This is a genomic window from Chryseobacterium bernardetii (assembly GCF_003815975.1).
GTDB classification, from domain to species: Bacteria; Bacteroidota; Bacteroidia; order Flavobacteriales; family Weeksellaceae; genus Chryseobacterium; species Chryseobacterium bernardetii.
In genome coordinates this window covers 4,734,464-4,747,422 of the sequence record NZ_CP033932.1, presented here as the reverse complement: position 1 = coordinate 4,747,422, position 12,959 = coordinate 4,734,464, and the positions used below count along the sequence as shown (strand labels likewise).

Here is a 12,959-nt window from a genome sequence, read left to right as displayed (position 1 = left end):
TGTCTATTTTGCCATTGGCATGTGAATTCCTGTTTTCTGAATGCTGTGTTTAAAAGGGATTATGTTTTTGGCAAGATTTGCAGTAAAAAAATATGATAACAGAACGTTCAGAAAGATTTTACGGGCTAGATCATCTGAGATCATTGGCTATTGTGATGGTTTTACTCTTTCACTACCGCTCATTTAAGCATCCGGAATGGGTTGATACAATAGGGAGATTTGGCTGGACCGGAGTTGACCTTTTCTTTGTGCTGAGTGGCTTTCTGATCTCTGGGCAATTGTTCCAGGAGATGAGCAGTAAGGGGTCAATAAGTTTAAAGTCATTTTATATCAAACGTTTTTTCAGGATTATTCCATCTTATTTTTTTACTCTCTTTCTGTATTTTACCATTCCTTTTTTCAGGGAACGGGAAGCATTGCCACCTTTATGGAAGTTTGTGACTTTCACCCAGAATTACGGATTGGATGTGATTCATCAGGGTACATTTTCTCATGCCTGGTCTTTATGTATTGAGGAACAGTTTTATCTTCTTCTTCCTTTGTTTCTTCTGATGATAATGCCTTCAAAGTTTTTTAAATATTTTGCTGTTTTAATAGTCTTCTTCATCACATCCTCTTTAATGATGAGGTTGGTAATATGGAACGGAACTATAGCCTGGATAGATAATAATTCCCTGGAATTCTGGCGCTCATGGTACATGAAAATATATTACCCAACCCATACAAGATTGGATGGGCTTGGAACAGGAGTCCTTATTGGTTATTTCATGCAGTATTCTGCCGGATTTAAAAAAGCAGTTCATCAGAATGGTAACAAACTTCTTATTTCAGGAATCATCTTGCTGGGTATTGCATTCTGGATTTGTAATGAACAGGTTTCAAAAGGAGCGTCCGTATTTGGGTTTACTTTGGTGGCAATAAGCTATGGTTTTATTGTTTTATCTGCAGTTTCATCATCATCATTTCTTTCCAGGTGTAAATCTTATATTACTGCTGAGGTGGCTGCCTTATCTTATGCAATTTATCTTTCGCACAAAGGAATTATTCATATGATTCAGGCTTTTTTTGAAAAGTTTGATCTTGGAACTTCAGACACGGTATGTCTGATCATTTGTCTGTTGGGGTGCGCTGTAGGCGGCTTAGGGTATAGGTTTCTTGTTGAAAAGCCTTTTAATGGTATAAAAAACAAAATTTTAAAGCAAGAAAAATTTTAGTATACAATCACAGATAAAATCTTTGTGCCTTAATACCCCTGAAAACTATATACTTTGACCTTTCCTGCGTGATAAAGGGTCGAGACAAAAATAAAAGGTGGTTCTTAAAAGAAAAACCACCTTTTATCTGTTATTTTAATAAAATTATTTTGAAGTGATACTTTTCAATACAACATTTTTAATAGCTGCTTCCTGAAAACTCCAGTGTTCGCTGTTTTTAGGCATTTGGTTTTCAAGGATAATCAGGCTGGTATCTGCAGATGGAAAGTATACATTCAGGCATGTAAAACCGTCACCAAGACCAGTCACTGCGTAATAATCAAGTCCGGCTTCTTTGATGAATCTGATATTGTATCCAAACCCCATACTTTCCTTTCCAAAAACATTGTGTTGAGAAGAGGTAGATGGGGTAAGAATCAGTTTCTGAAACCCGGGAGAGAGAAGTTTTCCTTTGAACAGTTCCTGATCCCACTTTGCAAGATCCTCTACAGTAGAAATAACTCCGGCTGCAGGAGCCATCTTCTCATTTAAAAATGACTCTTCTGCCTTTTCGAATTGGTTATTCTCACTGCTGTAGCCGGGAACCAGCGCCTGATTATTGTGGATATTATATACAAATGTTTTATCCATTTTCAGCTTTTTGAAAAGGGAGTTAGCGAGCTCTGTAAAGCTTTTTCCGGTTGTGTTCTGAAGAATTTCCCCCAAAAGCATATAGGAAAGGTTTCCGTATTTGAACTGTGAACCGGCTTTAAAAATAACCGGCTTTTCAAGATCTACAATTCCATGGGTATGATTCAAGAGGTTATGGACTGTTACGGTATCTGCCCAGGATTGAGTAATTGCAGGAAGATATTTTTTGATGGGAGTCTGAAGATCAAGTTTACCCTGTTCGGCAGCCTGTAAGACCAAAACAGCGGTAATTTGCTTTGAGTTTGACATAATTTCAAACTGATCGTCAGTTTTTAATGGAACCTTTTTTTCAAAATCCTTATATCCGTTGGCCTTCAGGTATTTTGCTTTTCCATTTTGAGAAACCAAAACCACTCCATTGAATTTTAATGGAACAGAAGAAGTAATAATACTGTCTATTTTTTTAAATAAAGGAGTGTTTTTCTGAGCCTTTGCATGAAATGACAGTAATGCAGAGATTGCAAGAGTAAAAAATAGTGATGTTTTGGTCATGAGTTTACTTTTTATTGTAGTAGTCATAAGCAGCTTTGGAAATATCTGCAATAATTGATTCTGAGTTTTCAAATGTTTCATAAGTATCATGTACAAAAACAGCAATATATATTCTCTTTTTATCTGAGAGTTCTATAATTCCATAATCATTGATGGCTCCTGTCATTCCTTCTTTATTGGTAAACGAAGTTCCTGTACGGTGAGCTACTTTAACGTCTTTTGGTAACTTGCCTTTAAGTCTTTTGGTTCCCGTTGCATTGTTAAGCATTGCCGTATACAACCATTTTGTATGTTCCTTATTCAATATTTTTCCGTTATAGAACTGTTCCAGTAACCTAATGGCTTCATTTGGTGTGATGGTATTGATGAATTGGGAATCCCAATCCTTATGCATATCTTCTTCATCATTTTTAATGACGATATCCTTGCTGTTGATGAAATTCTGAACATAATCAGGGCCGCCGATCAGTCTTAGCAGAATGTCTGTAAGGTTATTATCGCTATAAACTATCATCCACTGTATGCAGTCTTCCAGGCTGAGTTTTATATTTCCTTCGGGATATTTTTCTCTGAACGGACTGTAAGTATCCTCCAGAAGCTCTTCTTTTTTGATGTAGATCTTTTGCTGTAAAGAAAGTTCTCCCTTTTCCACTTTATGGAGAACCGCCAAGGCTACAGGAAACTTAAAGGTGCTCAGCATAGGAAGCAGTTTATTCCCATTGATCTGGGTGACTTCTTTTTTAGGGGTTCCTGCTGTTAAAATAGAAACTCCAACATCTGCCTTTTTATTGGCAAGAATAGATTCAATTGCTTTCTTGAATTCCGGATTGGTGTTATTTTGCGAAAATAGCGGAATACTGATAAATAGAACGAAAAGGGTAAGAATGAGTTCCTTTGACTTCATTGTAAGGCGGTTATTTAGGATGTTTTTGATTTCCAAATATATGTATTTTGGCTATCTTTTTTAATTTGATGTCCAATTTTTTAGTTATCAATTAAGGAAAAATGATTCCTATTACATAATTTTTAGAGATAATACGCGTTTAGGGTTCATAGGCTTTATGATTGCAGGCATAAAATCCATTAAACAAATGTTTGTATTTTTATTACATAATGTTTGTAGAAACGGAAAATTACGAACAGATAAAAATCTTTTGTTATGGAAGATATGCAGCATAAACATAAAATGCAGGATTCAAAGCATTCAATGTATGGACGTTTTGTGCTGATGGCAGTGGTGATGTTCATCGCCATGTACTGTTTGATGTTTGCAATGATAGACAGGCTGGAAAACTTCATTCCGAATATCAATAATGTATACATGACCTCATTAATGGTACCTGTAATGCTGTTGATTGAGTTATGGATCATGAAAAAAATGTATACCCATTCCGGGTTCAACTGGATTATTGTGATCATTGCCATTACCGTGGGCGTTCTTTCATGGTTAGGCATCAGACAGCAGGTAAGCGTGGGTGATGAACAGTTTGTAAAAGGAATGATTCCCCACCATGCAGCAGCTTTGCTGATGTCTGAAAAAGCAAACCTTACAGATCCTGAGCTGATAAAGCTGCAAAAAAATATTCTGAAAACCCAGGCGCAGGAAATAGAGCTGATGAAACGGAAGCTGAAAGAATTAGAAAAAAATAAATAAGAAGAAAAGATTAATCTATTGATAATCAAATTGTATGAATAGCATCATTTATATGAAATGGTGCTGTTTTTTTTGTTCTGAATCATTATAAAAACCGCTATTTTAAAGTAAATAGCGGTTGGTTTTGAAATATATTAAAATTGTTTTGCAGCTTTATCTAGTCATTCTGTTTAATTTGGGGGTTATTATTAATCTCTTTATTCGGGATCTGGAATTTAAATTTATCCGGTGTCAGGTTAAATCTTCCAAAAGTGTGGTTGGTTCCTGTATATATTCTTTCTAAAGGGGTATTTAATCTCTTCATATCAAACCAGGCATAGCCTTCGCCCCAAAGTTCAATTCTTTTCTGCAGGATGATTTCATTGATCAGCTCAGCACCTGTTTTGGCAGACAGTGTATAAGCCTTGTCTCTTTTGGATGTTATTTCAAATAAAACCTGCTTTGCTTCCGCTTCTCTACCTTGCCTTGCCAGCGCTTCTGCTTCTGTATAATATAATGAAGAAGCCCTGATGTAGATATAATCTCCTTCAAACATGCTTGGATCTTTGAACTTCCAGCTTACGTAGGCAGGATAGTTTTTTGTTTTTCCGTTAAAGGTATATTTGGCTGGCTGGCTTCCGTTGAATACTTTTTTACGGTAATCCGTATCGGGAATGGCATCATACAAACGCTTGTCAATAAGCTTATAGATCTGAGCTGCTCCTGCATATCCTTCATTGGTATTATCAAACATAGAGAAAAAGGAAGCATAATAATTACCGATACTCATTGTAGAAATCGTATTATGGAATCCCCAGATTACCTCCGGATTACTGATATTTGAAAACCCGGTAGTAGTATAATCATCTTCTGTCATCAGAGCAATTCCCTGCTTACTGTCTGCAGCATATTTTGCAGCCTTTGCATAGTCTCCGGTTTGCAGGAATATCTCAGCTGCAATGGCTTTAGCTGTTCTTTGATCAATCTGAGCTCTGGACAGACGTGCAAAGTTTTCCAGGAGAACTATGGATTCTTCAATATCCTGTCCAATCTGCGAATATACCTGTGCAACGGTTGATCTTGCCAGCCCCTGGCTGGGATTATCAGTAGTAAGCACTAATGGAAGTCCCGGATCCGCCTGGTGTCCTTTATAATCATTCGCGTAAAAACGGATCAGGTGAAAATAAGAATAAGCTCGTAAGGCTAACAGCTGTCCTTTAATAGCTTTGTTTTTAGGGCTTTCATTACCTTTTAAATCATTAAGAAGTTTATTGATGATGAATATCCTTGCATAAAAAGTGGTCCATACAATTTCTGATGCAACATTACTGGCATTGGTTGCTTCATAATTATAAAACATTCCCAGGTGCTGGTTTTTTGCCTGTATCACATCATTGGACATCAGATCTGCTCCTGCTTTTATTGCCATAATCCCAAAATCAGTATGTAAAGTAGTTCCTCCGGCACCGTTGCTGCGAAGATCAAGATAAATTCCTCCCAGGATTTTTTCCGGTTTTGACTGATCTTCATTTAGTTGTTCACCGGAAATATCACCCTCCGGTAAGGTGTTGAGATCATTAGCACAGCCTGTTGTAATGAAAGCTACGGCTACAGCTGATATAAAGTATTGTATTGTTTTCATAATTTCTTTTAAAATGATAGTTTAAAACCAAGTGAGACGCTGGATAATAAAGAATATCTGTAAGCATCAGATACTCCTGTTAATGAAGCCCGCGGATCATATCCTTTTCTCCTGGACCACAGGTACAGGTTGTTTCCTGTAGCATAAATCTTTAATGCGGATAATCCTACCTGCTTAACAAAATCATCAGACAACTGATAAGATAATGTTACATCCTGAAGGCTGATGTAATCAGACTTAACAAGGTACAAAGTAGAATGTCCATTCTGGTTGGTAGAACTGAGATCTACACGTGGCAATGCTGCTGTAGGATTTTCCGGAGTCCATGTTTTGTCAAGATCAGTTGTGTAGTTAGAACCGTACGTGTCAGAGTGGAAGAGAGATCTGTAGATATCATCATATCCGTATCCGCCAAACTGGTAAGCAAAATTAACTGACAGGTTTACTCTTTTATAGGTAATATCTGTTCCAAATCCACCATATACCTTCGGAATTGCAGATTTTCCGGTATTGTAGTCACTCGCTTCCTTATAATTATTGGTCACTGTTTTTTCTACCTGATGCGTGGTTGGGTTTACTGTATTTTTATACCATAATGCGTCTCCATTTTCAGGGTTTACACCTGCAAATTCTTTTAAATAATAAGTATACCGGTCTCCTCCTTCAGCCAGTATAAATAATCCTGAAACCAGACCTGTGGTTTTTTGTTGGTCTGGCAACCTTGTAATCTTGTTTTTATAATGAGTTGCATTGGCATAAAAACTCCACTGAATATCGTCTGTACGAAGAATGTCCACATTGATATTAGCCTGTATCCCTTTGTTGGTCATATCTCCGATATTTCCGTATTTTACATATGAGCCGGCGTTAGACGGTGGCAAAGGAAGTGTATAGATCATATCCGATACCTTTCTCTCAAAATAGTCAGCATTTAGATTTATCCTGTTGCTGAACAGAGAGATTTCAAAGCCGGCATTCAGGTTTTTGGAAGTTTCCCATTTTAAATCCCTGTTTCCTTGTTTCTTTAAAGTAAGTACCGGTTTACCATCTCCAAAATCATTAATTCCGTAGATATCCTGGTAAGCATAGTAATCTCTGGTGGTGCTGTTCAGAAGAATATTATCATTTCCCTGTTGTCCATAAGAAGCCTTCAGTTTCAGTGCATTAATCACCTTGTTGTCTTTAAGGAAATTTTCCTTGGCCACATTCCATGCTGCTCCTAATCCATAAAACGTACCCCATCTGCTTTCCGGAGCAAAGACAGAGGAACCGTCTCTACGAACGTTAGCATTAAAGAAATACTTATTATCATAGTTGTATAAGAGTCTTGAGAAATATCCTTCTACTGCATATTCATATCCGTTTCCTGATAGATCTGTGATTTTTACAGCATTATCAAAAGCCCATGATTCCGGTAATAAAAGCTGTTGTTTAGTTCCGGAAAATCCTTCGTTTTTTGTTTTATTCAGTTCATGACCAACAAGGATATTAAAGTTATGCTTATCGAATTTCTTCTGAAAGGTAAGCAACTGCTGATGGTTCAGTGTGTAATTGAATATGGATTCCTGAGTAATTGTTCCGCCCACAGATGAAGAAGTTCCCCCCAGTGTATTCCCGAACTGAAGGTTTTTTAGATTCTCAAGATAAGCCCCAAAACTGTAGGTGAAATCCAGCCCTTTGATGATTTCATAGTTTAGGCCCAGGTTGGTATTGCTGATATTGCTTACTCTCTGAGATTTGTCCTGCTGAAGATTTCCAACCGGATTTTCAAAAACAGCATAAGACCTTGTAGCGCCGTTAGGACCTTGTCCGTCCCCATAATCATATAAAGGATTTCCGTGGTTGTCATAAAGTTGCTGGTAATTGTCATTTCTAAGAAAAACCGGGTAGAAAGGCGCTATATTTCTGGCAAACTGGAATGGATTGGAAAACCCGCCCGTCTCTCCGAAATTCTGTTTGCTGTAAGTATAAGAAAGCGCTGTTGTTAATCTTAGCTTGGGCGTAATAGAGTAGTCTACATTTGATCTGATCCCGAATCTTTCAAAACCGGAACCAATGAGATATCCTTTGTCATCCAGGTAATTTAATGACGTATAAGATTTTATCTGTTCACCGCTGGCATTAATTCCTACCGTAGCTTCTCTTCTTAAAGCAGGTTTAAAGAGAAGTTTTTTCCAGTTATCCTGATAAAGGAGCTTGGCATTAGGGTTAAATGAACCGTCCGGGGTAATCAGCTGACTGAAGGGTACATCATAGACATTATATCCAAGTCCGTTCAATGCTGAAAGTCCTACGGCATGCGGAGTTGTAGTGGAGGGAAGAGCACCCGGCTGCTTCTGCCTGGCAATTTCTCCGATTCGGCCCCTGTTATAATAAGCAGTATAATAATCCTGTGGTGATGTATATACAGAATAATCCTCAATAGATCTGAAGTTAACCCCGGTTTTTATGTCAAGATCAACACTCAGTTTCTTGTTTTTACCTCTTTTGGTGTTTACAATAATAACCCCATTGGCCCCTCTGGAACCATATAAAGCATTGGAAGAAGCGTCTTCCAGAAAAGAAATACTTTCAATATCTGATGAAGAAATACTGTTGAGGTCACCACTGTAAGGAATCCCGTCCAAAACAATTAAAGGATCACTGGATGCATTAATAGAGCCTATTCCTCTCATTCTTATCGTTGGCTGTGAACCTGGCTGGCCGGAAGAAATTACCTGTACCCCTGCCACTTTACCGCCAATTCCCTGAAGAACGTTTCCGTTTTGAAGATTCCCAAGGTCTTTAGCCTTTAAAGCCTGTACAGATCCTGTAATTTCTTCCTTTTTTTGCTTTCCGAAGGCTACCACCACCACCTCTTTGATGGCTGTTTCCCGGGAAAGGCTGTCTTTTTTCTGTGCAAAGCCATATTCTGCGAATAAGAGTACGGCCAATACACCAAGTTTGCATTGTTTTTTTCTCATTATATTAATCTTAGGTTTTAAAAATTGAATAGGTATACTCTTTATCTTCCAGTTTAGGAAAAATAAATCCCCTGCCTCCCTTTTTTAAGGAGGTGTCAGAAAGAAAATGTTAAAATAGAGGAGGTGTACCCGGATTAAATAGGCCTTATGTTTATCGGGCTTTAATTCCTACAATAATGTGCATATTTCTTTGGGATTATGGCATCATCATTTTACACATCATAGATTCAAAGCACATCTTTTTAGAATTGATGTTGTGCTGTGAAAGGCTGTTCCCTGTACAACACTTTTGTTGAACAGAAGCTGTAGCCATGATCGTGTATAGGTAAGAATTAAAGTCATTCTTATTCATGAGAATAGAGTTTTATTTTTTAACTGGGTCAAAATTATTTAATAATTCATAAAACTTTGTTAAAAGGAGATATGAGAAAAATCATATTAGTCTACTTGTTTAGTAGGGTAATTGAAAATTGAATTATTTAGTTGTTGATTTATTTATTTAATTAATTGTAAATGAATCTATTAGTAGTTTTTAGAAAAACTTTTAGAATTTTTTAAAAATTCTTTTTTTGTGGATGAATAAAAATTAACAATATAAGTCTATTGTTTTTGTAGACTTTTTGTGTATTTTACGCCTGATTTCTTTTTAGGGAGCTTTATCCCGCTATCCACTCATACTCCTCACGCCTGGGCTAAGGCTTATGCATGTTCCGGGGTAACCGTTTCTATCGGGGCTAGGGAAGGATGAAAGATAAAAAATGTGTCGATAAAAGGTTTATCATTTGTTTTTTTTCAGATTGAACCTCTTTTACAGAAAAATTAATTATATTTTTGAATACTGTATTGGCAAAGTATGTTTGCCAGTAGCAGGTTACTATTATTATGAGAAAATACCTTACCTATATTTTAATGTTGGGATTTCCTCTGTTGGGAGCCCAGACTAAAGTAGCTGAAAAAGCTGCTTATCAGGAAAAATGGACATCGCTGGATACACAAAATACAGCAATGGCCTTTGATGCAGATGTAAAATTATCAGATGCTGAAATTGCTTTGGATAAAAAGCTATTCCAGATCAGGAAGCAGTTCCTCACCGAAACAGAAAAACAGCATATTCCCTTATACAGCCGTTCTTTCAATGAAATAAAACCCCTGATAGAATCCAGTAAGCTGTTTAAAGTCATCCAGACAATGCCTAAAGGAGCACTGCTGCATACGCATAGCGGCGGCCTGGCCAATGCTGAATGGCTGATTGCTGCAGCTAGAAAATATAAAGAATGTTATGTCTACGACCAAAAAGACAATGATCAATTTATTTTTGGACAGTTGGGCTTCTTTGAGAATGGCAAAGTTCCAAACGGTTTTGTCAACTTAAACCAGAAGCTGAATTCTGATGCCGGTTTTGAAAAGCAACTGCATGAACTTCTCCTTTTAAAGCGAGATAACCTTTGTTCCTATACAGATTATTGGATCGAGTTTGAGAAACGTTTTCAAAGAATTAACCTGCTTCTGCCTTACCGTCCTTTCTTTAAAGAATATTACCTGAAAGGCTTTCAGGATCTGGCTAAAGATAATGTGCAGCATGTGGAGATCAGATATATTTTTGATGAACTCTACGATTTTGAACATGGGAAATATCCATTAGAAAAGACTATTACAGATCTACAGGAGATTGTGAAGCAAATGCGTCAGACAAATCCTCAGTTCAGCCTGAAGCTGATATATTCAAGTTTTAAATTCCTGGATTCCGAAAGTATTGAAAAACAGCTTGATATTGCTTTTAAACTGAAAAAGCAATTTCCGGATATGATTTCCGGTTTTGATCTTGTTGCCGATGAAGCTGCAGGAAACAGTATCAATTCTTTCCAGAAAAACTGGACGAAAATCAATGAAATAACGAAGAAATCAGGAATAGAAATGCCATTGTTCCTTCATGCAGGAGAAAGTAATTCCGTTTTCAATAAAAATGTATTGGATATTACTTTACTGAACAACCAAAGAATTGGACATGGTCTTAATCTGGTCTATTTTCCAAAATCTATGGAACTGATAAAACAACAGAATAAATTAGTAGAAGTAAGCCCTATCAGTAACCAGATTTTAGGGTATGTGAGTGATTTGAGGAATCATCCTGCAAGGGTTTTGCTGAGTAGTGGTGTACAATGTTCCATTAATAGTGATGATCCTGCTGTATATGGTTATGAAGGATTAAGTTATGATTTTTGGGTTGCCTATATCAACTGGGAATTGGATGTGAAAGCTTTAAAGAAGCTGGTTTTCAATTCCATTAATTATTCTTCGTTAAATAAGAATGAGAAAAAACAGGCTGTAGAATATCTGAACACTCAATGGAATGATTTTGTGCAGATAGCTAATCAGCAGTTGAATTAAGGCTTAATGAAATAGCTGATCATCTAATCATCTGATGATCAGTCTGGAATATAACAAACAGCACCATTTCTTGATGGTGCTGTTTGTTTTTTATTCTTTATACACTTTTGTTTGCATTTCAGTTATTTTAAGAAAGTTGTGAAGCATAGCATTTTATATTGGTTTGTAATTATATTACTTAGGAATAAGATTAAGTAATAACACGCCAAGTTCTGTCGCAATGCTTCTGTAGATTTACATCATCAGTAAGAAATCACTTAAACGCGATGAAATTTCCTGATGTTTTAAAATATTTTATATTAAATCACATTAATATGACTTGTATAAATAAAAAAAAGCTAAATTTGGGCAGAATTTTAAAAGCTAATTACTCACTCAAAAAAACACGGGAATGAAAAAGATTTATCTTAGTGCATGTACTGTATGCACCATCCTTGGGCTCTCTGCCCAGGAAGTTCTGTGGCAGAAAGATATCAGATCCTCTACCCAGGATTTTCTAAGCCAGGTTACCACTACCATCGATCAGCAGTATCTTATTACGGGAAGCTCCATACAGAGCGATAAACTTCAGCAGGGAAGCAAACAGAACAACGGTTACGATTTCCATCTGGTTAAGCTTAACCAGCAGGGAGAAGAAGTCTGGGAAAAATATTTCTCCGGGAACAATCACGATTATTTATCTTCTACGGTAAGCACCCAGGAGGGTGGATTTTTAATTTCCGGCACCTCATTTTCAGGGAAAGGTTTAGATAAAAAAGAGGATTCCAAAGGCGGTTCAGACATCTGGCTCATCAGAATCAATGAATTCGGGGATGAATTATGGCAGAAAACGTTGGGAACCTCCTCGGATGAAGAAGCCAGAGCAGTAATTCAAAGTACAGATTTAGGCTTTTTTGTAGCTGGCAACGTACAAAACTCTTCTAAAGGTTATGGTTCTAAAGATGTTTGGATTGTAAGACTTGACAAGGACGGAAAAGAATTATCCCAGCTGACTTTAGGCGGAAAAGGCTTAGATGAAGTAGAGAAAATGATTCCTACCCGTGATGGCGGAGCTTTATTAGGTATCTATTCCAGAAGCTCTGTAAGTAGTTCAAAGAAAACTGAAAACTTCGGTGAAGGTGATTACTGGATCGTTAAGCTGGATAAAAACGGAAAGGTAGAATGGGAAAAGAACTTTGGCGGTAAAGGAGACGACCATGTAAGAACACTGGCTTTAACAGCAAACGGCTATATCATTGGTGGCGAATCCAGGTCTGAAAGATCAGGGAATAAAACGGTAGGTATCCAGGAAGGAACAGACCTTTGGCTGATTGCCCTTAACGAAAGAGGCGATGAACATTGGCAGAAATCCTACAATTTCAAAAACCGTGATATCCTGATGGGAATGAGCGTGATTCATTCTTCGGACGATACATCTTCAAAAGGAATTTTACTAGGCGGCTATACCCAGGCAGAAGGCAGAATAGAAAAAGATGATGAGACTTTCTGGATGCTGTACATTGATGGCAACGGAAATGAACAGTGGAGAAAGTATGTGGCCGGAGAATCCAGGCAGAAAGAAGAAAGGCTTTCAGACTTGAAATTAAACAGGGACGGTTCTATTGTTTTAGCAGGAACCAGTGCCAAGGAACTGGGGAAAGAAAACTGGAAGATCGTAAAGCTTGGTGACAAACAGGTGAATGACCTGATTGAAAAATATGACATCAAGATCTATCCAAACCCTGTATCTGATTATGCTTACGTAGAAATCGGTTTTGATTTCAAAGAAGCTGATATTATGCTGTATGATATGAGCGGAAGACAGCTTCAGAATTTTAAAACAAAGAACAGGGTCACCAAGATCAATACCCAGGCTTTAATACAGGGCGCGTATTTAGTGACTATAAAAACAGATAATAATAAAACAGCGAATGCTAAATTAATTAAGAAGTAAACTT

9 protein-coding genes are annotated in these 12,959 nt (G+C 37.2%); 4 read left to right on the top strand and 5 right to left on the bottom strand.

Annotation, left to right across the window (positions count from 1 at the left end; all coding sequences use genetic code 11):
• Positions 1-92 precede the first annotated feature (92 nt).
• A complete protein-coding gene (locus EG339_RS21590) occupies positions 93-1,214 on the top strand; it encodes an acyltransferase family protein (protein ID WP_123872022.1) in 1,122 nt (373 codons plus the stop codon).
• 144 nt (positions 1,215-1,358) lie between these two features.
• On the opposite strand, the gene EG339_RS21585 is transcribed toward EG339_RS21590, so the two are convergent.
• Positions 1,359-2,396 carry a serine hydrolase domain-containing protein gene (locus tag EG339_RS21585; protein WP_123872020.1) on the bottom strand — a complete coding sequence of 346 codons (1,038 nt, stop codon included), beginning with the start codon at positions 2,394-2,396 and terminating at the stop codon, positions 1,359-1,361.
• A gap of 4 nt (positions 2,397-2,400) precedes the next feature.
• On the bottom strand, positions 2,401-3,300 hold the full coding sequence (gene bla, locus EG339_RS21580; protein ID WP_123872019.1) for a class A beta-lactamase: 900 nt from the start codon (positions 3,298-3,300) through the stop codon (positions 2,401-2,403).
• 255 nt (positions 3,301-3,555) lie between these two features.
• On the opposite strand from bla, the gene EG339_RS21575 reads away from it, so the two are divergent.
• Positions 3,556-4,050 carry a DUF305 domain-containing protein gene (locus tag EG339_RS21575; protein WP_123872018.1) on the top strand — a complete coding sequence of 165 codons (495 nt, stop codon included), beginning with the start codon at positions 3,556-3,558 and terminating at the stop codon, positions 4,048-4,050.
• A gap of 157 nt (positions 4,051-4,207) precedes the next feature.
• On the opposite strand, the gene EG339_RS21570 is transcribed toward EG339_RS21575, so the two are convergent.
• From EG339_RS21570 to EG339_RS24390, 3 genes are all read right to left on the bottom strand, one after another.
• A complete protein-coding gene (locus tag EG339_RS21570) occupies positions 4,208-5,671 on the bottom strand; it encodes a RagB/SusD family nutrient uptake outer membrane protein (RefSeq protein WP_123872016.1) in 1,464 nt (487 codons plus the stop codon).
• A gap of 8 nt (positions 5,672-5,679) precedes the next feature.
• Entirely contained in the window at positions 5,680-8,634 is a 2,955-nt protein-coding gene (locus EG339_RS21565) for a SusC/RagA family TonB-linked outer membrane protein (RefSeq protein ID WP_123872014.1), read from the bottom strand.
• A gap of 196 nt (positions 8,635-8,830) precedes the next feature.
• A complete protein-coding gene (locus EG339_RS24390) occupies positions 8,831-8,986 on the bottom strand; it encodes a hypothetical protein (RefSeq protein ID WP_164466475.1) in 156 nt (51 codons plus the stop codon).
• Between the two features lie 530 nt (positions 8,987-9,516).
• Here EG339_RS24390 and EG339_RS21560 point away from each other — a divergent pair.
• Both EG339_RS21560 and EG339_RS21555 read left to right on the top strand, forming a co-directional pair.
• Positions 9,517-11,022: an amidohydrolase family protein gene (locus tag EG339_RS21560; protein WP_228459054.1), complete on the top strand. Its 1,506-nt coding sequence runs from the start codon at positions 9,517-9,519 to the stop codon at positions 11,020-11,022.
• Positions 11,023-11,413: 391 nt separating this feature from the next.
• Positions 11,414-12,955, top strand: coding sequence for a T9SS type A sorting domain-containing protein (locus EG339_RS21555; protein WP_123872010.1), 1,542 nt, complete (start codon positions 11,414-11,416; stop codon positions 12,953-12,955).
• Positions 12,956-12,959: the final 4 nt, after the last annotated feature.